This is a genomic window from Mycolicibacterium nivoides, from assembly GCF_003855255.1.
GTDB classification, from domain to species: Bacteria; Actinomycetota; Actinomycetes; order Mycobacteriales; family Mycobacteriaceae; genus Mycobacterium; species Mycobacterium nivoides.
In genome coordinates this window covers 5,252,795-5,273,238 of sequence record NZ_CP034072.1, presented here as the reverse complement: position 1 = coordinate 5,273,238, position 20,444 = coordinate 5,252,795, and the positions used below count along the sequence as shown (strand labels likewise).

Here is a 20,444-nt window from a genome sequence, read left to right as displayed (position 1 = left end):
CGGCCGGTATCAGCTGCGTTCACGGATTGCCTTGTCCACCAGTACCTGTCGCTCGCGCTCGTTGTCGGACAGGGCCGCGGCCCGGTCGAACTGCTCGGCGGCGTCGAGGTGTCGGCCGAGTCGGGACAACAGTTCGCCGCGGACACTGGGCAGTAGATAGGAGCCGTCCAGGCCCTCGATCCCGTCGACGAGCGTCAGGGCCTCCTGCGGGCCCGAGCGCATCGCGACGGCCACCGCGCGGTTGAGCTGCACCACCGCCGACGGCGCGATCTGGAGCAAGGCGTCATAGAGCGCGACGATGCGGCTCCAGTCGGTGTCGGTTGCCGTCGGGGCCACCGCGTGGCACTCGGCGAGCGCGGCCTGTAGCGCATATGGGCCCCAACCTCGTTGCTGCCGTGCGGCACTGGAGCGCTCGAGGGCGGCGACGCCGCGCTGGATCTGCGCACGGTCCCAGCGGGCCCGGTTCTGGTCTTCGAGCAGGATGGGCCGGCCCTCGGCGTCGGTGCGGGCGGCAAAGCGCGAGGACTGGAACTCCATGAGCGCCAGCAGACCGTGGACCTCGGGTTCGTCGGGCACCAGCGCGGCCAGCACGCGACCCAATCGCAGTGCTTCGGTGCACAATTCGTCACGGATCCAGCGTTGCCCGAAGGACGCCGAGTAGCCCTCGTTGTAGATCAGGTAGATGACCGCCAGCACGGCCGACAGCCGCTGCGGGTACTCGTCGCGGGGCGGCATCTCGAACGGCGGGTTGGCCTGGGCCAGAGTCTTTTTGGCTCGGGTGATGCGGGCGGCGGCGGTGGCGGTCGAGATGAGGAAGGCCCGGGCGATCTCGTCGGTGCTCAACCCGCCGACCATGCGCAGCGTCAGCGCGATCTGGGCCTCGCGGGACAACACCGGGTGGGCGGCGATGAAGATCAGCCGCAGCACATCGTCATCGATCCGGTCGGGATCCCAGGCTTCCTCGACGTGGTCGGCCAGATCGCGGGCCAGCACGGCGTACTTGGCATCGAGGTTTTCCGCGCGCCGCCAGTGATCGATGGCCTTGCGTTTGGCCACCGTGGTCAGCCAGGCTCCGGGGTTGCGCGGCACACCGGTCTGCGGCCATTGCGTGAGCGCGTCGAGCAGGGCTTCGGATGCCAGATCCTCGGCCAGGGCCACATCGCCGACCGTGCGAGTCAGCGTGGCCAGGATCTTGGCCGCCTCCATCCGCCACACCGCGTCGAGCGTCTTCTGCAGGTCGGCAGCGGTAGCCGGGTTGTCGGGCACCCCACCCATTGTGCCGAGCAGACGCGGAGGTACCCCACATCACGTGGATCCGGGTACCTCCGCTGGGGGCCCCTCCCGCTTGCGGGGGACTGCTCGCGGGTGAGAACTCGGCGGGGAAACTCAGCCGATCGCGCGGGCAGCGCCCTCCCAGAACTGGGCCCGGACGGCCTTCTTGTCGGGCTTGCCGAGTGCGGTCACCGGAACGGAGTCGACGACGATCACCTGCTTGGGCGACTGCACCGAGCCCTTGCGGTCCTTGACGGCCGACTGGATCTCGGCGGTCACCTTGGCCACCGCCTCGTCGTCGGACGCGGCGTCGGGGCGCAGCACGATCACCGCGGTCACAGCCTCGCCCCACTTCTCGTCCGGAGTGCCGATCACGCACACCTGTGCCACCGAGGGATGTTCGGCCACAACGTCTTCCACCTCACGCGGGAACACGTTGAACCCGCCGGTGACGATCATGTCCTTGACCCGGTCGACGATGAACCAGTAGCCGTCCTCGTCCTCGCGGGCCATGTCGCCGGTGTGCAGCCAGCCGTCCTTGAAGGTGTCGGCGGTGGCCTCGGGCAGCTTCCAGTAGCCGCCGGCCAGCAGCGGTCCGGACACGCAGATCTCGCCGACCTCGCCCCGGGGTACCGGGTTGCCCTCGCCGTCCAGCAGCGCGGTCCGGGCGAACAGCGTGGGCCGGCCGCAGGAGGTCAGCCGCTTCTCGTCGTGGTCCTTCTTGCCGAGGTACGAGATCACCATCGGCGCCTCGGACTGGCCGTAGTACTGCGCGAAGATCGGCCCGAAGCGCTTGAGCGCCTCGGCCAGTCGCACGGGGTTCATCGCGGAGGCGCCGTAGTACACGGTCTCCAGCGAGGACAGGTCGCGGGTGTGTGAATCCGGGTGGTCCATCAGCGCGTAGATCATCGACGGCACCAGCATGGTCGCGGTGATGCGCTGTTCCTCGATCACCCGCAGCACCTCGGCCGGGTCGAACTTGGTCAGCACCACCAGTTCGCCGCCCTTGACGATGGTCGGTGTGAAGAAGGCCGCGCCGGCATGCGACAGCGGGGTGCACATCAGGAAGCGCGGGTTCTCGGGCCACTCCCACTCGGCGAGCTGAATGGTCGTCATGGTGGAGATCGAGCGCACCGTGCCCATCACGCCCTTGGGCTTCCCGGTGGTGCCGCCGGTGTAGGTCAGCCCGCCGACGTGCTCGGGAGCGAGTTCGGCGGCCACCAGGGGCACCGGGGAGTACTTGGCGGCCTCGGCCGTGAGGTCGGAGACCGACGCGCTGGAGGCGGCCAGGGCCTCGGGCACCGGGCCGATGGTCAGCACCTGCCGGAGCGACGGCACCTTCTCCAGCAACCCCATGGCCCGCTCCACGAACGCAGGCGTGGGGTCGATGATGAGGGTCGTCACCTCGGCGTCGGACAGCACGTAGGCGTGGTCGTCCAGCGAACCGAGAGGGTGTAGTGCGGTGCGACGGTACCCCTGGGTCTGGCCGGCGCCGATGATCATCAGCACCTCGGGGCGGTTCAGCGACAGCAGGCCGACGCCTTCGCCGGTGCCTGCGCCGAGGGCTTCGAAGGCCTGAATGTACTGGCTGATGCGTTCCGCGAGCTCGCCACCGGTCAGGGTGGTGTCGCCGAGGAACAGCACAGGCTTGTCTTTGTTGCGCTTGAGCGCGCCGACCGTGAGGTGGCCGGAATGGATGGGATGGTGCAGCAGCGCATCACTCATGGGGTCCAGATTAGAACGTGTTCCAGAAACCGTGGAGCCGATCCCCCGATGTCGGTGTAACACGAGGTCACCGACGGCCGATATACGGGTCGAAATACAGGTAGCGCAGTACTCGTGTCGACCCTGCCGGCGCTGCCTAACGTGCAGGTGTGGGGGTGGGAGCCGGGCCCCGGCGGGTTAGGGACCGCCGGGGCCTGTGCCCCGATCAGCGATTGGCGGCCGCACGCGCCTGCTGGGCCAGCTTCTCGGCCAGCTCGGCCTTCCACTGGATCTCCTTCTGGACCCACTCGTTGTCCTGCGGGAACTCATCGGTTTCGCTGACCCGGCGGACCTCCAGCTTCACGCCGCAGCCCAGCGGGCATTTCCGCGCCCACTGCTTGGCCTCCTCCTTGGAGGACACGTCCAGGATCCAGAACCCGTTGAACAGTTCCTTGGCCTCGGTGTAGGGCCCGTCGGTGACCACCGGGGGATCGGCGTTGAAATCGACGACGAAGCCTTCGTCGGGGTCGGTCAATCCCTCGCCGGCCAGCAGCACGCCGGCCTTGATGAGCTCTTCGTTGTACCGGCCCATCGACGCGATGATCTCGTCGAAGTCGATGTTCTGCTCGGCCATCGCGGTCTCGGCCTCGGGGGTGGACCGCATGATCAGCATGTAGCGCGACATTGTGTGTCTCCTTCTGGTGTCGGGAAGGGCCCGTCCATTCTTGTTGAGCGGCGGCCTTCGTTACTACGTCGAACGGCACCCCACCAAAATCGACACGGCGCCGGAAAACTTTTCGAAGTTCTTTCGGGGACGTACCCGGGCAAACCGCACCACGCTCTAGCATCCGAGCATGACCAGCCCTGCTGTGCCAGCTGATCTCGTCCTCTACGGAACCATCCTCACCGTCGACCCCAGCCAACCCACCGCGGAGGCGATCGCGGTGTCGGGCGGTCGCATCGCCGCGGTCGGGTCCCGGTCCGAGGCGGCCGCCTGGGTCGGCCCCGACACCGACGTCCGCGAGGTCGACGGCTGCGTCATGCCGGGTTTCGTTGAGGCGCACGGTCATCCGTTGATGGAGGCAGTGGCGTTGTCCGGTCGCATCGTCGACATCCGCCCGGTCACCCTGGCGAGTGCCGATGAGGTGCTCGGCGCGGTCGACGCCGAGGTGGCAAGACGCGGGGCCGACGGTGCGTTCCTTAACGGCTGGGATCCGCTGCTGCAGCACGGGTTGCCCGAGCCCACCCTGTCCTGGCTGGACACCGTCGCGCCCGACACCCCGCTGGTGATCGTGCACAACTCGGGCCACAAGGCCTACTTCAACACCGCGGCGGCGCGCCGGGCCGGCCTGACGAGAGACACTCCGGATCCCAAGGGCGCCAAGTACGGCCGTGACGCCGACGGCAACCTCGACGGCACGGCCGAGGAGACCGGAGCGGTGTTCCCGCTGATGGGCGATGCCATCTCGGTGACCGACTATCCGGCGATGCTGGCCGCCGAATGTGCGCGGCTGAACCGCGCGGGGCTGACCACCTGCTCGGAGATGGCGTTCGATCCGATGTTCCGCCCGCTGCTCGCGCAGCTGCACGATCAGCTGACGGTGCGGCTGCGGACCTACGAGATGTCCACCGCGGACCTGCACACCGAGGCCAGCCCATCCGAGGGCGACGACATCGTCCGCCAGGTCGGCATCAAGATCTGGGTCGACGGGTCGCCGTGGATCGGCAACATCGACCTGACGTTCCCGTACCTGGATACCGACGCCACCCGGACCATCGGCGTGGTGCCCGGCTCCTGCGGGCACGCCAACTACACCAAAGAGCAACTCTCCGAGATCGTCGGCACGTTCTTTCCGCAGGGCTGGCAGCTGGCCTGCCACGTGCACGGCGACGCCGGGGTGGACACCATCCTGGATGTCTACGAAGAGGTTCTGCGCGCCCATCCCCGGGATGATCACCGGCTGCGGCTGGAACACGTCGGTGCCATCACGCCCGAGCAGTTGCAGCGCGCGCACGCCCTCGGCGTCACCTGCAGTCTGTTCGTCGACCACCTGCACTACTGGGGCGACGTGCTCGTCGACGGGCTGTTCGGGCCCGAGCACGGCGGACGGTGGATGCCGGCCGGGTCGGCTGTCGCCACGGGCATGCGGATCTCGCTGCACAACGATCCGCCGGTCACTCCGGAGGAGCCGCTGCGCAACATCAGCGTGGCCGTCACGCGGACCGCGCCGAGCGGCCGTGTCCTGGCGCCCGAAGAGCGGCTGACCGTCGAGCAGGGGATCCGGGCGCAGACGATCGACGCGGCGTGGCAGTTGTTCGCCGACAACGTGATCGGATCACTCGAGGTCGGCAAGTACGCCGACCTGGTGATCATCTCGGCCGACCCCCGCGTGACAGCCCCGGAGAGCATCGCCGACCTGGAGGTACGGGCCACGTTCCTGGCCGGGCGGCAGGTTTATCCGAAAGCCGGTTGACGGCTCGCGCGCCGTGGCACGCTCTGGGAATGTCAGATTTGCCGGTTCCGCAGTTTCTCGACGAACGTGTCGCCCACTGGGCGGCGACCAAACCTGACGAGGAGGCGATCACCTACCTCAGCCGCTCCTGGACCTGGTCGCAGTGGTACGACCGCATTCAGCGGCTGACCGGCGCGCTGAGCGCGTGGGGCGTCGGCCATGGTGACGTCGTCGCATTCCTCGACAAGAACCACCCGGCGTGCGTGGAGATGACACTCGCGGCCGCGTCGCTGGGCGCGGCCAACGCCATCATCAACTTCCGGCTCGCCGCTGACGAGTTGGACTATGTGCTCAACGACTGCGGCGCCAAGGTGTTGGTGGTCGGCGAGGAGCTCCGGCCGGGCATCGACGCGATCGCCGATCGGCTCACGTCCGTCGAGCACATCGTTACGGTGACTCCCGAGGGCGGCGACGGGGACGAGTACGAGGCGCTGCTCGCCGGGGCGTCGCCGGTCGGCCATTCGCCGGACGCGCAGCCCGACGACACGTGCATCATCATGTACTCCTCGGGCACCACCGGCCGGCCCAAGGGCATCGCGCTGACCCACACCAACGTCATCTCCCACACCCTCAACGCATTCGAGGGCTGGACGCTCAGCGCCGGGGACAAGAGCCTGGTCGCCATGCCGCTGTTCCATGTCGGTGGGTCGTCCTACGTGCAATGGGGGCTGCACCACGGGGCGCCGTCCTATATGACGCGTGATGTCGACGGCATGGCGTTGGCCGGCGGCATTCTCGCCGGGGCCAATCGCACCTTCCTCGTACCCGCCGTGCTGGCCAAGGTGTTCGACACCGGCGAGGACGCGGTGAAGCTGTTCGGAGCGTTGAAGACCTTCGCCTACGGTGCATCTCCAATGCCCTTGCCGCTGTTGCGTTCTGCGCTGCAGGCGTGGCCGGAAACGGAGTTCATCCAGGTCTACGGGCTCACGGAGGTGTCCGGCGCGATCAGCCGATTGGGGCCCGACGATCACCGCGGGGCGAGTGAAGCGCGGCTCATGAGTGCGGGCACCGTCGTCCCCGGCAGCGAGGTCAGGGTGGTCGACCCTGACACCGGTGCCGACGTTCCTGTCGGCGAGCAGGGCGAATTGTGGTTCCGCTCACCGCAATTGATGAAGGGGTATCTCAACCGGCCGGACGCCACGGCGGAGTCCATCACGCCTGATGGCTGGTTCCGCACCGGCGACATCGGCCGCGTCGACGACGGCGGATACATCTTCGTCGAGGACCGGCTCAAGGACATGATCATCTCGGGTGGGGAGAACATCTACTCGATCGAGGTCGAGCGCGTGCTGGCCGAACATCCCGCGGTCACCGAGGTCGCGGTGATCGGCGTGCCCGACGAAAAATGGGGCGAGTCGGTGAAAGCCGTTGTGACACTGGACGGGGACGTCACCGAACGGGACCTGATCGCGTTCGCCCGGGAACATCTGGCGGCCTACAAGTGTCCCAAGTCGGTCGATTTCGTCGACGAGTTGCCCCGCAATCCCACCGGCAAGATCCTCAAAAAGGACCTGCGCAAGCCGTACTGGGAGGGCCGCGACCGCGCCACGGTGTGAGAATCGGTCGCCCGCTGCTCTTCATTTCCCGTTCCGAGCGGAGTAGTTTCGGGCGCATACGTGTGCGCGGAGATGTGGGGTGCGGACATGGCAGATGCGCATGGATTGCGGAAGTTCTTCCGCGGCTTGGGGATCCTGATCGCCCTGGTCGTCGCGGTAGCCGGCGGACTGCTCGGACCACCGCCGACGGCAAGTGCCTGGTCACGGGCGGGTTTGCCGGTCGAGATGCTCTCGGTGCCGTCCGGGGCCATGGGCCGCGACGTCAAGGTGCAGTTCCAGGGCGGCGGGTCTCACGCGGTCTATCTGTTGGACGGCTTGCGGGCCCGGGATGATTTCAACGGGTGGGACATCGAGACCCCGGCGTTCGAGTGGTTCTACCAATCCGGGCTGTCCGTGGTCATGCCGGTCGGTGGAATGTCGAGCTTCTACACCGACTGGTACCAGCCCGCCGCGGGCAACGGCGGGGTGTGGACGTACAAGTGGGAGACGTTCCTGACCAGTGAGTTACCGCAGTGGCTGGCGGCCAACAAGCGGGTGTCCTCGTCGGGCAACGCGGTGGTCGGACTGTCGATGTCGGGCAGCTCCGCGCTGATCCTCGCCGCCTACTACCCGCAGCAGTTCCGCTACGCGGGGTCGTTGTCGGCGTTCCTGAATCCGTCGGCCGGCCCGTGGCCCGGGCTGATCGGGCTGGCGATGGGCGACTCCGGTGGTTTCTCGGCCGCGGCCATGTGGGGCCCGCCCGGCGATCCGGCGTGGGCGCGCAACGATCCGACGCTGCAGGTGGGGCGATTGGTGGCGAACAACACTCGCATCTGGGTCTACTGCGGTTCCGGGACGCCGGGGGAGTTGGGCGGTAACGACGTCGCCTCGACCTTCCTCGAAAACACGGCGCTGCAGAGCAACTTCAACTTCCGCGACCAGTACGTCGCGGCGGGCGGGCACAACGCGGTGTTCAACTTCCCGCCCACCGGCACCCACACTTGGGGCTACTGGGGTGCGCAGCTCAACCAGATGAAACCCGACATCCAGCGGACATTGGGCGCCGGCTGACCGGTTTGGGCATCATTGACGGCGTGATTGACGCGGCGCCGGCGCTGGACGACATCTTGGAACGCCTTCACGTCGTGTCCCTGCCGATGCGGGTTCGCTTCCGTGGCATCACGGTTCGTGAGGTGGCACTGATCGACGGCCCGGCCGGCTGGGGCGAGTTCGGCGCGTTCCTCGAATACGAACCGCCCGAGGCCGCGGCCTGGCTGGCCTCCGGGATCGAGGCCGCGTATCAACCGGCACCCCCGGTGCACCGCGAGCGTGTCCCCATCAACGCCACCGTTCCCGCGGTGCCGGCCGCCCAGGTGCCCGAGGTACTGGCGCGGTTTCCCGGTGCGCGCACGGCGAAGGTCAAGGTCGCCGAGCCGGGGCAGACGCTGGCGGACGACGTCGCGCGGGTGAACGCCGTGCGGGCGCAGGTTCCGGTGGTACGGGTCGACGCCAATGGCGGCTGGACGCTGCCGCAGGCGGTCGCCGCCGCGTCGGCGCTGACTGCCGACGGACCCCTGGAGTATCTGGAGCAGCCGTGTGCGACGGTCGAAGAGTTGGCAGCACTGCGCCGGCAGGTGGCGGTGCCGATCGCGGCTGACGAGTCGATCCGGAAGGCGTCTGATCCGCTGCGGGTGGTGCGGGCCCGCGCCGCTGACGTCGCGGTGCTCAAGGTGGCCCCGCTGGGCGGGGTGTCCCGGATGCTTGAGATCGCCGCACAGATCGATATCCCGATCGTGGTGTCCAGTGCGCTGGATTCAGCGGTCGGCATCGGGCGCGGACTGCTGGCCGCCGCGGCACTGCCCGAGTTGGCGCACGCCTGCGGGCTGGGCACGGGCGGATTCTTCGTGGAGGACGTCGCCGAGGTGTGCGCGCCGGTCGACGGGTACCTGCCCGTCGAGGCGGTGGTGCCGGACCCCGCCCGGCTGGCCACGCTCGCCGCTACGCTGGAGCGGCAGCAATGGTGGATCGATCGGGTGCGGGAGTGCTACCCGCTGATATTGGGGTAGGTGCCTACTCTAGGGAACTTGGCCTGCGCGTTCGACACTCCCTGAATGACTCGATTCCGCGTCGGCCTCATGGATCCCACGATCGCCGCGCGTCCGGCGGTGGACACCTTTACCCGGGCCAACTATCTGTCGGCCGTCGCCACCCGGTTGACTCCTTCTGGGTACCCGGTCATCTCAACGCGATATTTCCCCGCGCGCTGTGGCAGGAGAAGTGCTGCGCAGCAGCGAAATTGACTCCTTCGGTCGACGCCTGCATGGAACCGTCGACGATGCTGGGAAAGATCGCGGCGCGCAACCGATTCGCGCGGTGCCGCTGGGCATCTGTGTCACCGACGCCGGGCGCCGAACCCGGCTTGTCAGCGCGCAGGTGGCGGCGACCATGCAGCTGCTGACCAAGGGCCGCTTCATTTTCGGTATCGGCCCCGGGGAGCGCGAGGGCAATGAACCCTATGGTGTGGATTGGGCGAAACCGGTGGCCCGGTTCGAAGAGGCGATGGCCACGATCCGTGCGCTGTGGAACTCGAACGGTGAACTGGTCAATCGTGATTCGCCCTTCTTCCCGCTGCGCAACGCGATCTTCGACTTGCCGCCCTACCGGGGGCAAGTGGCCGCCGATCAGGGTCGCCGCGCACGGCCCCAGGATGTTGCGTATCGCGCTACGGCGACGGGTTCTTTCCCGCTTTCCCGCACTCGCCCCAGGGCTATGCCCAGCGGTTGGACGTGGTGCGCGGGATCAACAAGCTGTAGGGCTCCGAGGCCACATCCGTCACATCGGTACCGCTCGGCCGCATGATGTGTGCTCCCGAAACCTGGTACCGCCGGCGATACCAGGTTTCGAGATCGGCTATGCCTTCGCGACCGGACCCGACGGCGACTAGTACAGATCAGCCAGCGACACCGAAGGTCGACCGACAAGTTTCTGAACCACCCACTGGTTCAGCGACACTCCCTGTTCGGCGGCCTCTACAACGAGCCTGGCGTGCAGCGACGGCGAGACCCGCACCATGAACTTGCCGCTGTAGCGATGGTCGGTCAACGATTGCGGCGGGGTGTCGTCGGCGGCCCGGATCATCGCCAACTCTTCGGTGACCAACTTCTCGACGGCCGCGATCGCTTCGTGCGCCGTGAGGCCATTCGCCGACAGGTTCGGGAACTCAAGACACAACCCTCGATACCAGCGATCCTCGTACGACCATTGAGCGCGGTAGGTGTACTCCGTCATGTCGCCGATCATCGCGATGCCATCCGACAATCAAGCCCATGTCCTGATTTGTGGGGTGCATGGCGTAGACGCCATCGCCGAGGTCGCGAACACTGGAGAGGTGACGCGATCGGTGGTGATCCTGGGCTATGCCGGGGTGCAGGCCTTGGACCTGGCCGGGCCGTTCGACGTGTTCTCCACCGCCACGCTGGCCCTGGTCGGCCAGGGCAGATCCGACGACGGCTATGCCGTCACCCTCACCGCCGTGGACGGCCAGCCTGTCGCCACGCTCACCGGGTTGGAGTTCGTCGCCGCTCCGCTGCCCGACCCCAACAAGCCGATCGACACCATCGTCATACCCGGCGGAATCGGTGCCGACGCCGCCCGGGCCAACCCGGCCGTCGTCGACTGGATCAGCACCGCCGCCCGCCACGCCCGTCGCGTCGTCAGCGTGTGCACCGGATCGTTCCTGGCCGCACAGGCCGGACTGCTCGACGGCTGCACCGCCACCACCCACTGGTCCTCGGCGCGTCGGATGGCCGACGAATTTCCTTCGGTGGCAGTCAATCCCGATCCGATCTTCGTGAGGAGCTCCGAGCGGGTGTGGACGGCCGCCGGGGTGACGGCAGGTATCGACCTGGCGTTGTCGCTGGTCGAGGATGATTACGGCACCGACGTCGCCCAGACTGTGGCCCGGTACCTGGTGCTCTACCTGCGCCGGCCCGGCGGCCAGACCCAGTTCGCCGCGCCCGTGTGGATGCCACGGGCCAAACGCGCTCCCATCCGCGAGGTGCAGGAGCTGATCGAGGTCGAACCCGGTGGAGCGCACAGCATTTCCGATCTGGCCCGGCGTGCGGCGATGAGCCCGCGGCATTTCACCCGGGTGTTCACCGACGAGGTCGGGGAGGCGCCGGGCGCCTACGTGGAACGCATTCGCACCGATGCGGCGCGCCGCCAGCTTGAGGAATCCGACGACACCGTCACCGTCATCGCCGCCCGCTGCGGGTTCGGCACCGCCGAGACCATGCGGCGCAATTTCGTTCGACGCCTGGGTATTTCTCCTGACCAGTACCGCAAGACGTCCGCGCACGCGAGAAGCGCAGATCTAACCGCTTGAGAGGAACCAGCCATGCAGATCGCAATCGTGTTGTACCCCAGCTTCACCGCGCTCGACTTCATCGGGCCCTACGAGGTGCTGCGCCACCTGCCCGACACGGAAGTGCGGTTCGTCTGGCACGAGCCGGGGCCCGTCACCGCCGACTCCGGTGTGCTGATGGTGGGGGCCACCCACAGTTTCGACGAAACCCCTTCGCCCGACGTGGTGCTGGTGCCCGGCGGGCCGGGTACCACGATGGTGGCCCGCGACGAAAAGGTGCTCGACTGGCTGCGTCAGGTGTATCCGGGGGCCACCTGGATGGCATCGGTGTGTTCGGGGTCAGTGGTGCTGGCCGCGGCTGGCCTGCTGGACGGGAAGCCTGCCACCTCGCACTGGTCGGTGCTGAGCGCGTTGAAGCTGATGGGCGCGACACCGGTGGGGGATCAGCGCATCGTGCGCGCCGACCCTGACGGCAAGGTGATCACGGCGGCGGGCGTCTCGGCGGGGATCGACCTGGCGATGTGGTTGGCCGGTCAGATCGGCGGCGAGGCGAAGGCCAAGGCCATTCAGCTGATGATCGAGTACGACCCGCAGCCGCCGTTCGATTCCGGGCACATGTCGAAGGCGAGCGCGGCCACCAAGGCCAGTGCCACCGCGCTACTGGGCAAGGACATGATCAAGCCCGAACCGCTCAAGGCCGGGGTATTGCTGGCCTGGGATCAGGCAGTCCGAAGGGTGCGTGGGCGCCGCAGCGCGTGAGCGCTCAGACGGCCGCAGCGCGTGAGCGCTCAGACCGCCGCAGCGCGTGAGCTGTTGCACTGAGCGTCATGAAGTAGCGTCGGCCGGATGAACTTGGCTTATGACGAGCGAGGCAAGGGCGTCCCCGTGGTGTTCATCGCCGGACGGGGAGGCGCTGGCCGCACCTGGCATCTGCATCAGGTCCCGGCGCTGCAGCGGGCCGGTTACCGCGTCATCACTTTCGACAACCGCGGGATCGGCGCGACCGAGAACGCCGACGGGTTCGGCACCGAACAGATGGTGGCCGATACCGCCGAGCTGATCGAGAAGCTGGATGCTGCTCCGGCGCACATCGTGGGTGTGTCGATGGGTTCGTTCATCGCCCAGGAACTGATGCTGGCCCGTCCGGATCTGGTGCGTTCGGCAGTCTTGATGGCCACCCGCGGCCGCCACGACCGGGCCCGCGAGTTCTTCCGTACCGCCGAACGCGACCTTGCGGCCTCGGGCATTCAACTGCCGCCGACGTTCGATGCCAAGCTCCGGATGTTGGAGAGCTTCTCGCCCAAGACCCTCAACGACGACGCCCAGGTGCGCGACTGGAGTGAGATGTTCACCATGTGGCCCACCAAGCAGACTCCGGGGCTGCTCGCCCAGTCTGACGCTGCTCCGGTGGGCAACCGGCTGCCTGCTTACCGGTCCATCACGGCTCCGGTGCTGGTCATCGGGTTCGCCGACGACGTCGTGCTGCCGCCCCACCTGGGCCGTGAGGTGGCCGACGCAATCCCGAAGGCGCGCTACCTGGAGATCCCCGACACCGGTCATCTCGGCTTCATCGAGAAGCCCGATGTCGTCAACGCCGCGCTGCTCGAGTTCTTGGCCGGTCAGAACTGACGAATAAGGTGGAGTGGTGAACCCCTCGACGGCACAGGCGCGCGTAGTCGTCGACGAACTCATCCGCGGCGGCGTCCGCGACGTTGTGCTGTGCCCGGGCTCGCGTAACGCCCCGCTGGCGTTCGCGCTGTCCGACGCCGACCGCGCCGGACGGATCCGCCTGCACGTCCGCATCGACGAACGAACGGCCGGCTACCTGGCCATCGGGCTCGCGGTCGCGGAACGAGCGCCGGTCTGCATCGCGATGACCTCCGGCACGGCGGTGGCCAACCTCGGCCCCGCTGTCGTCGAGGCCAACTACGCCCGGGTGCCGCTGATCGTGCTGAGCGCCAACCGCCCCTATGAGATGTTGGGCACCGGCGCCAACCAGACCTTCGAGCAGCTGGGCTATTTCGGTACCCAGGTGCGGGCCAACATCAGTGTGGGTCTGGCTGAGGAGTCACCGGAAAAGCTCGATTCGCTCAACGCTCAGTGGCGTTCGGCGACCTGCCGGGTGCTCGCGGCGGCCACCGGATCGCGCACCGCCAACGCCGGCCCGGTGCAGTTCGACATCCCGCTGCGCGAACCGCTGGTCCCCGACAACGCACACGGGGACTCCTCGTTTCCGGCGGGCCGCCCGGACGGCAAGCCGTGGACCTACACCCCGCCGGTGAGCTTCGATCAGCCGCTGGAGATCGACCTCACGCCGGACACCGTGGTGATCGCCGGACACGGCGCCGGCGTGCACCCCAACCTGGCCGGGTTGCCGACGGTGGCCGAGCCCACCGCACCGCTTCCGGGGAACCCGCTGCATCCTCTGGCACTGCGTCTCGTGCACCCCAAGCAGGTCATCATGCTGGGTCGGCCCACCCTGCACCGGCCGGTGTCGGCACTGCTGGCCGATCCGGCGGTGCCGGTGTACGCGCTGACCACCGGTCCGCGCTGGCCCGACGTCTCGGGCAATTCGATGGCCACCGGCACCCGGGCGGTAACGACCGGGACCCCGGACCCGGCCTGGCTGGCCCGCTGCGCCGAGCTCAACCGGCATGCCTTGGCGGCGGTGCGCCAACAACTCGCGTCGCACCCACTGACCACCGGTCTGCACGTGGCCGCCGCCGTTTCCGACGCGCTGCGCCCAGGCGACCAGCTGGTGCTCGGGGCCTCCAACCCGGTGCGTGACGCCGCCCTGGTCGGGCTGGGCACCGAGGGCATCAAGGTGCGGTCCAACCGTGGTGTGGCCGGTATCGACGGCACGGTGTCGACGGCGATCGGCGCCGCGCTGGCACACGACGGCCGGACCATTGCCCTGATCGGGGATCTGACCTTCGTGCACGACAGCTCGGGCCTGCTGGTCGGGCCCACCGAGCCGACGCCGCGCAATCTGACCATCGTGGTGTCCAACGACAACGGCGGCGGCATCTTCGAGCTGCTGGAGCAGGGTGATCCGCGGTTCTCCGACGTATCGTCGCGGATCTTCGGTACCCCGCACGATGTGGACGTCGCGGCACTGTGCCGCGCCTATCACGTCGAATGCGGCCAGGTGGAGGCCGACGCGCTCGGTGCCGCATTGGCCGAACCCTTCGACGGGATGCGGGTGCTGGAGGTGAAGGCCGACCGGTCGTCGCTGCGGGCGCTGCACGCGTCGATCAAGGCTGCCCTGTGAGGCCCACGCAGATCGCCGCGCGGTTGCGGGCGTGGGTGCAGCCGCTGATCCCGCATCTTTACGGCGAACCGGGGGAGACTCGGTCGCAGCGGATCATCCGGCGGGTGCGGATCGGCGTGGTGATCGCCGCCTGCCTGGTCACGCTGCAGTCGGTGCTGCTGGTGGTGGGCGCCTGGCGCAACGACCAGCAGATCGAGAGCAACATGGGGGTGGCCGCGGCCGAGGTGCTCAGTGCCGGGCCACGGCGCTCGACGATCGAGTTCGTCACGCCCGACCGGGTGACCTATCGACCCGAGTTGGGTGTGCTGTACCCCTCCGAACTCGACACCGGGATGCGGATCTACGTCGAGTACGACAAGAACAATCCCGACCTGGTGCGGGTCCGTGATCGCGATGCGTCACTGGCGATCATCCCGGCCGGGTCGATCGCGGTGGTGGGCTGGCTGGTGGCGGCCGCGGCGCTGGCGCTGCTGGCGTTCCTGCAGCGACGGCCCAGCCGGATCAGTTCTGCGGCGTAGCCAGCAGTTTGGCCAGCCAGTCAGGGTCGCTGGTGTCGATCACCTGCTCGCCGACGAGGTCGTAGATCGCCGGGGTGGACACCTCGTACTGGGTTTCGCTGAGCAGTTCGGCGTTGGCGTCGTTGAGCTCTTGGGAATCGATGATCTGCTCGCCGGCGGCGATCTTGTCGGTCTGCTCGGCGCCGACGCCGCTCTCCGAGGCCATGGCGGCGATGGCGTCGTTGGTCGGGCCGGGCGAACCCTCAGGGTCCTGGTGGCCCCACAGGTCCTGCACGAACGCCTGGAACGCAGTCCCCGTGGTGTTCGGGCCCGCGGCCAGGAACATGGCATTGGCGACGTGCGCCGAATACTCGGTGCCCAAGCTGTCCAGGAAGGTCAGCGGCCGGTACGTCACCGCGAGCCGGCCCTGGCCGACAGCGGCCGCGATGGCGTCGCCGGCCTCATGTTGCAGGTGCGCACACGCCGGGCACTGCGGTTCGGTGAAGAACTCGATCTGGGCGGGCGCATCCGGATAGCCGATCTGGATTCCCGAGCCGTCCTCGGTGATCTCGCTGCCGGGCTTGTCGCCGCTGGCCTGCGCGGCACCGTCGATCAGCCGGGTGCACCCGGTGGTGGACCCGGCGACAGCCAAGGCCAGGACGGCCAGCATCGCTGCAGCAACGCGCGACAATCGCATGTCGCAACATTAGACCCGCGCATCAGGTTTTAGCGTGTCGTATCCCCGGACGCTACCTCGGGGACAGGTGCCGCTGCGACCATTCGGTGGTGCGCGTTGCGATCGTTGCAGAGTCCTTCCTCCCGAATGTCAACGGCGTCACCAACTCGGTGCTTCGGGTGATCGAGCATCTCCGCCGCACCGGCCACGAGGTACTCGTCATCGCCCCGGACACCCCGCGGGGTCAGCCGCCCGCCGACCGTGTGCACGACGGTGTGCGGGTGCACCGGGTGCCCTCGCGGATGTTTCCCAAAGTGACCTCACTGCCGCTGGGCGTGCCGCGTTTCCGGATGGTGAACGTGCTGCGCGGCTTTGACCCCGACGTCGTGCATCTCGCATCGCCGGCACTGCTCGGCTGGGGCGGTGTCCATGCCGCCCGCCACCTGGGTGTGCCGACGGTGGCGGTGTTCCAGACCGATGTCGCCGGTTTCGCCGAGAGCTACGGCGTCGGTGTCCTCTCGCGTGCCTCGTGGGCGTGGACGCGTCGCCTGCACAGCAAGGCCGACCGCACCCTGGCCCCGTCCACCTCGGCGATGGAAAACCTTGAAGCCCACCGGATTCCCCGGGTGTTCAAGTGGGGTCGCGGGGTCGACATCACGGGTTTCGCTCCGTCGGCCCGCGATGAGCAGCTGCGGGCGACGTGGTCTCCCGAGTGCAGGCCGATCGTAGGGTTCGTCGGGCGGCTCGCGCCGGAGAAGCACGTGGAGCGGCTGGCCGCACTCGCTGGGCGGGACGACCTTCAGCTGGTGGTGGTGGGCGACGGCGTGGACCGCGCCAAACTCCGAACAGTCTTGCCCACAGCCGTTTTCACGGGAGAACTGCACGGCCCTGAGCTGGCCGCGGCCTACGCCAGCATGGACGTCTTCGTCCACCCCGGTGAGCACGAGACATTCTGCCAGGCCGTGCAGGAGGCGATGGCCTCCGGCCTGCCGGTGATCGCCCCCGACGCGGGCGGCCCCAGGGATCTGGTGGCGCCGTACCGCACCGGGTTGTTGCTGCCCGTCGAGGAATTCGAGTCCGCCCTGCCCGCTGCCGTGGAGCATCTGATCGCCGAGCGGTCGCGCTACTCGGTGGCCGCGCGTCGCAGCGTGCTGAGCCGCACCTGGCCCGCGATCTGCGATGAGCTGATCGGGCACTACGAGGCCGTGCAGGGCCTGCGGCAGTTGCGCGCTGCCTGATCACCCTTCGGACGTAACCGGTTTCAGGAACGCAGCCACTCCAGCAGATCGGCCATGATCGTCTCGGCCTGGGTGGTCGGCATGCCGTGCGGGAAATCGGGGTAGCTCTTGAGCGTCCCGTTGGGCAGCAACTTTGCCGAGAGCGGACCGGAATCCGCGTACGGCACGATCTGGTCGTCTTCGCCGTGCATCACCAGTGACGGCAGGGTGATCGTCTTGAGATCCTCGGTGAAATCCGTCTGGGAGAACGCCACGATGCCGTCGTAGTGGGCCTTGGGGTCGCCCATCATGCCCTGGCGCCACCAATTGGCGATGATCGCCTCACGGGCAGGCTGCGGGGTCTTCTCCTGTTCCCGGTTGAAGCCGTAGAACGGACCTGACGGCAGCGCACGGTAGAACACCGAGCGGTTCGCTGCCAACTGCGCCTGCAGATCGTCGAACACCGACTTGGGCAGGCCGCCCGGGTTGGCATCGGTCTTGACCATCAGCGGCGGCACCGAACTGATCAGGACCGCATGCGCTGCCCGCTCCAGCCCGTGCCGGGCCAGGTAGCGCACCAGCTCACCGCCGCCGGTCGAGTGCCCGACGTGGATCGCGTCGTGCAGGTCCAGGTGCTGGACCACGGCGGCGAGGTCGTCGGCGTAGTGATCCATGTCGTGGCCGTCGGCCACATGCGAGGAGCGCCCGTGACCGCGCCGGTCATGGGCGACGACACGGTAGCCGTGCTGCAGGAAGAACAGCATGAACGTGTCCCAGTCGTCGGCGGACAACGGCCAGCCATGGCTGAACACGATCGGCTGGCCCGAGCCCCAGTCCCGGTAGAAAATCTCGACATTGTCAGAAGTCGTGATCGTGGGCATGTTTTCAACCGTACGCTGGTCAGCGTTGCTGCAGACCGGATCTCGCGAAGAAATTCAGCCCTGCGCCAGGACCGACACCGGCTGCCACTGCTCCCAGGTCGCCAGCCGGCTTTCGTAGTCGGCTTTGGCCAGCTGCAGCGGCAGCTCGCCGAAAAACACTCGCAGCGGCGGGTTTTCGGCGTCGACGATCTTGAGCACCGCCTCGGCCGAGGCTTTGGGATCACCGGGCTTGGCGCTGCGCTGTGCCCGGGCGCGTTGCGCGGCGGCGCGGGCCTCGTCGTAATCCGGCAGCGGGGCAGCATGTCTGGCCGAGGATCCGGCCCAGTCGGTGGAGAACCCGCCCGGCTCGATCAGCGTCACACGGATGCCGAACGGTGCGACTTCGGCGGCCAGTGACTGCGAGAACCCTTCCAGCGCCCACTTTGACGCGTGGTAGATGCCGACCAGGGGGAATGCGGTGATGCCGCCGATCGAGGACACCTGGATGATGTGCCCGCTGCCCTGGGCGCGCAGGTACGGCAGCGCGGCCTGGGTGACCCACAGCGCGCCGAATACGTTCGTTTCGATCTGATCGCGGGCGTCGGCCTCCGACAACTCCTCGATGAACCCGAACTGGCCGTAGCCCGCGTTGTTGACGACGATGTCCAGCCGGCCGAACCGGTCGTGGGCCTCTTTCACGGCGGCGAAGTCCGCCTCGCGGTCGGTCACGTCCAGCCGGATCGGCAGCAGCGCGTCGCCGTACTTGTCGGCCAGGTCGGCGAGCGTCGCGGTATCGCGCGCGGTGGCGGCGACCTTGTCACCCCGGTCCAGGGCCGCGATCGCCCATTCCCGCCCGAAACCCCTCGATGCACCGGTGATGAACCACACTTTTTCGCTCATGATCAACCCTTCGACTTTTCGTTCCCTGCGGTTCAAGGCGTCGGCCGTCCCGCCCATTCCCGCACCATCCGACTCGCAGGGAGTCCACAGGCAGTGGCGACGGGGCGCCAGGGTTTCGGTCACTGTCAATGTATTGAGCGCCGCCCGGTAGCGTCAGCACTGTGAGTCGAGCGAGCCTGGAGAAGAACCCCCACGAAGTGGCATCGATGTTCGATGCGGTGGCGCGACGCTACGACCTGACCAACACGGTGCTGTCGCTCGGGCACGACCGGTTCTGGCGCCGGCAGACGCGTGCGGCGCTGGGGATCGGCCCCGGCGACAAGGTGCTGGACCTGGCCGCAGGCACCGCGGTGTCGACGGTCGAGTTGGCGACCTCGGGTGCCTGGTGTGTGGCTGCTGATTTCTCGGTGGGGATGCTTGCCGCGGGGGCGTCCCGCCCGGTGCCCAAGGTCGGCGCAGACGCCACCCGGCTACCGTTCGCCGACGGAGTGTTCGACGCGGTCACCATCAGCTTCGGGCTGCGCAACGTGGTCGACCATGTGGCAGGCCTTCGCGAGATGGCCCGGGTGACCCGGCCTGGCGGCCGGCTGGTGGTGTGCGAGTTCTCGACGCCGACCAACGGTGCGTTCGCCACGCTCTACAAGGAGTACCTGATGCAGGCGCTGCCGCGGATGGCCACCGCCGTGTCGAGCAACCCGGACGCCTACGTCTACCTGGCCGAGTCGATCCGCGCCTGGCCGGATCAGGCCGAGCTGGCCCGCCGCATCGGCGAGGCGGGCTGGTCACAAGTCAAGTGGCGCAACCTGACCGGCGGCATCGTGGCACTGCACGCGGCGACCAAGCCCGCCCTGTAGGCACCGCGAGCGACCGTGTCTGTACGTTGACACGCCGCAAATCGCGCACCGCGACGGTCTTTCGGCCTGCCAAATTTCAGCGGTGGGCGTTGGCGACCAGCTTGTTGACGATGGTGGCTGCCTGATCGTGGATCTGGTAGCCACACACCTTGGCATCGAAGGACGTCGCGGCCACCACTGACTGGGCACGTTGGCATGCCCATCCGTCGCTTCCGCTCCGGGTGGTTGTCTGGGTGATCAGATCGTCGTCGACGACGAGATCGCCGATGTGCCAGATGCGGTCGCTGGTCTCGTCACCCAGCTTCTCCCGGAGCGGGATCGCGGATCCCGCACATTTCCCCCACCACTTCTTGGAGCTTTCGAGCGTGAATCGGGCGTCGTCCTCTGACGCGAAGAGTACGGCGGCCTGTTGTACCCAGTGGCGATGGTCGGAGTCTGGGTCCTGGGCCACCTGGGTGCGTACCGCGTCCCAGTAGCTGAACAGGTAGACGAGATCCTCGGCGGGAAACAGTGCGCCCAGGCACTTTTCGTCGCGGATCTTCCAGAAGTTGTTGTTCATGTCCGCGGTCTTGCTGGTGAACATCAGGTTGTTGGCTCCGACGATCGCCTTGAGTTCCTCGATCGGCAACATGACCTGCTCGAGCTTGTTCTCCTCGGGTGACGGAGCCCTCTTCAGTGCGGTGCCGGACACGATGCTCGTGCAACCGGTGAGGCCGGCCAGTGCTGCTGCCGCGACGATCACACACCACGCTCGAGTTCTGGGCACCCGGTGATTCTCGCCG

At 67.8% G+C, this 20,444-nt stretch carries 19 protein-coding genes and 1 pseudogene; 12 read left to right on the top strand and 8 right to left on the bottom strand.

What is annotated here, in order from left to right:
• Window positions 1-9: 9 nt before the first annotated feature.
• From EH231_RS25760 to EH231_RS25750, 3 genes are all read right to left on the bottom strand, one after another.
• Window positions 10-1,275, bottom strand: coding sequence for an RNA polymerase sigma factor (locus EH231_RS25760; protein ID WP_124713572.1), 1,266 nt, complete (start codon window positions 1,273-1,275; stop codon window positions 10-12).
• A 111-nt stretch (window positions 1,276-1,386) separates the two neighbouring features.
• Window positions 1,387-2,997 carry a fatty-acid--CoA ligase FadD8 gene (gene fadD8 / locus EH231_RS25755; RefSeq protein ID WP_124713571.1) on the bottom strand — a complete coding sequence of 537 codons (1,611 nt, stop codon included), beginning with the start codon at window positions 2,995-2,997 and terminating at the stop codon, window positions 1,387-1,389.
• 205 nt (window positions 2,998-3,202) lie between these two features.
• Window positions 3,203-3,661, bottom strand: coding sequence for a YciI family protein (locus tag EH231_RS25750; RefSeq protein ID WP_044515782.1), 459 nt, complete (start codon window positions 3,659-3,661; stop codon window positions 3,203-3,205).
• A gap of 169 nt (window positions 3,662-3,830) precedes the next feature.
• Here EH231_RS25750 and EH231_RS25745 point away from each other — a divergent pair, with 169 nt between their 5' ends.
• The 5 genes and pseudogenes from EH231_RS25745 to EH231_RS34435 form a co-directional block, all read left to right on the top strand.
• Window positions 3,831-5,450 (top strand): amidohydrolase, encoded by a 1,620-nt coding sequence (locus tag EH231_RS25745; RefSeq protein ID WP_090424409.1) that lies wholly within the window; start codon window positions 3,831-3,833, stop codon window positions 5,448-5,450.
• A 29-nt stretch (window positions 5,451-5,479) separates the two neighbouring features.
• On the top strand, window positions 5,480-7,045 hold the full coding sequence (locus EH231_RS25740; RefSeq protein ID WP_090424410.1) for a long-chain-fatty-acid--CoA ligase: 1,566 nt from the start codon (window positions 5,480-5,482) through the stop codon (window positions 7,043-7,045).
• A gap of 87 nt (window positions 7,046-7,132) precedes the next feature.
• A complete protein-coding gene (locus tag EH231_RS25735) occupies window positions 7,133-8,095 on the top strand; it encodes an esterase family protein (protein WP_090424853.1) in 963 nt (320 codons plus the stop codon).
• A 26-nt stretch (window positions 8,096-8,121) separates the two neighbouring features.
• Window positions 8,122-9,090 (top strand): o-succinylbenzoate synthase, encoded by a 969-nt coding sequence (locus tag EH231_RS25730; protein ID WP_420891977.1) that lies wholly within the window; start codon window positions 8,122-8,124, stop codon window positions 9,088-9,090.
• A gap of 45 nt (window positions 9,091-9,135) precedes the next feature.
• Window positions 9,136-9,819: pseudogene (locus tag EH231_RS34435) on the top strand (LLM class flavin-dependent oxidoreductase); the annotation flags it as partial.
• 145 nt (window positions 9,820-9,964) lie between these two features.
• Here EH231_RS34435 and EH231_RS25720 read toward each other — a convergent pair.
• Complete coding sequence (locus EH231_RS25720; RefSeq protein ID WP_090424855.1) at window positions 9,965-10,312, bottom strand: type II toxin-antitoxin system HicB family antitoxin; 348 nt, start codon at window positions 10,310-10,312, stop codon at window positions 9,965-9,967.
• Window positions 10,313-10,412: 100 nt separating this feature from the next.
• Here EH231_RS25720 and EH231_RS25715 point away from each other — a divergent pair, with 100 nt between their 5' ends.
• From EH231_RS25715 to EH231_RS25695, 5 genes are all read left to right on the top strand, one after another.
• Window positions 10,413-11,408: a GlxA family transcriptional regulator gene (locus EH231_RS25715; protein ID WP_206429611.1), complete on the top strand. Its 996-nt coding sequence runs from the start codon at window positions 10,413-10,415 to the stop codon at window positions 11,406-11,408.
• 12 nt (window positions 11,409-11,420) lie between these two features.
• Window positions 11,421-12,146 carry a DJ-1/PfpI family protein gene (locus tag EH231_RS25710; protein WP_124713569.1) on the top strand — a complete coding sequence of 242 codons (726 nt, stop codon included), beginning with the start codon at window positions 11,421-11,423 and terminating at the stop codon, window positions 12,144-12,146.
• 87 nt (window positions 12,147-12,233) lie between these two features.
• Window positions 12,234-13,016 (top strand): alpha/beta fold hydrolase, encoded by a 783-nt coding sequence (locus tag EH231_RS25705; RefSeq protein ID WP_090424412.1) that lies wholly within the window; start codon window positions 12,234-12,236, stop codon window positions 13,014-13,016.
• A gap of 16 nt (window positions 13,017-13,032) precedes the next feature.
• Window positions 13,033-14,658, top strand: a complete 1,626-nt coding sequence (gene menD / locus EH231_RS25700) for a 2-succinyl-5-enolpyruvyl-6-hydroxy-3-cyclohexene-1-carboxylic-acid synthase (RefSeq protein ID WP_164481015.1) — start codon at window positions 13,033-13,035, stop codon at window positions 14,656-14,658.
• Window positions 14,655-15,176, top strand: coding sequence for a DUF3592 domain-containing protein (locus tag EH231_RS25695; RefSeq protein ID WP_164481014.1), 522 nt, complete (start codon window positions 14,655-14,657; stop codon window positions 15,174-15,176). Before menD ends, EH231_RS25695 begins: the two co-directional genes overlap by 4 nt.
• Here EH231_RS25695 and EH231_RS25690 read toward each other — a convergent pair.
• Window positions 15,160-15,852 (bottom strand): DsbA family protein, encoded by a 693-nt coding sequence (locus tag EH231_RS25690; protein WP_234941111.1) that lies wholly within the window; start codon window positions 15,850-15,852, stop codon window positions 15,160-15,162. The two genes, EH231_RS25695 and EH231_RS25690, sit on opposite strands and share 17 nt — an antisense overlap.
• Window positions 15,853-15,941: 89 nt before the next feature.
• On the opposite strand from EH231_RS25690, the gene EH231_RS25685 reads away from it, so the two are divergent.
• Window positions 15,942-17,069: a glycosyltransferase family 4 protein gene (locus EH231_RS25685; protein ID WP_124713568.1), complete on the top strand. Its 1,128-nt coding sequence runs from the start codon at window positions 15,942-15,944 to the stop codon at window positions 17,067-17,069.
• A gap of 23 nt (window positions 17,070-17,092) precedes the next feature.
• Here EH231_RS25685 and EH231_RS25680 read toward each other — a convergent pair whose 3' ends face one another.
• Both EH231_RS25680 and EH231_RS25675 read right to left on the bottom strand, forming a co-directional pair.
• Window positions 17,093-17,929, bottom strand: coding sequence for an alpha/beta fold hydrolase (locus EH231_RS25680; RefSeq protein WP_124713567.1), 837 nt, complete (start codon window positions 17,927-17,929; stop codon window positions 17,093-17,095).
• Window positions 17,930-17,983: 54 nt separating this feature from the next.
• A complete protein-coding gene (locus EH231_RS25675; RefSeq protein WP_090424858.1) occupies window positions 17,984-18,808 on the bottom strand; it encodes an SDR family oxidoreductase in 825 nt (274 codons plus the stop codon).
• A 161-nt stretch (window positions 18,809-18,969) separates the two neighbouring features.
• Between EH231_RS25675 and EH231_RS25670 the strand changes: the two genes are divergently transcribed.
• A complete protein-coding gene (locus tag EH231_RS25670) occupies window positions 18,970-19,662 on the top strand; it encodes a demethylmenaquinone methyltransferase (protein WP_124713566.1) in 693 nt (230 codons plus the stop codon).
• A 76-nt stretch (window positions 19,663-19,738) separates the two neighbouring features.
• Here the strand turns inward: EH231_RS25670 and EH231_RS25665 are convergent, their stop codons facing one another.
• Window positions 19,739-20,428 carry a sensor domain-containing protein gene (locus EH231_RS25665; RefSeq protein ID WP_124713565.1) on the bottom strand — a complete coding sequence of 230 codons (690 nt, stop codon included), beginning with the start codon at window positions 20,426-20,428 and terminating at the stop codon, window positions 19,739-19,741.
• Window positions 20,429-20,444 lie beyond the last annotated feature (16 nt).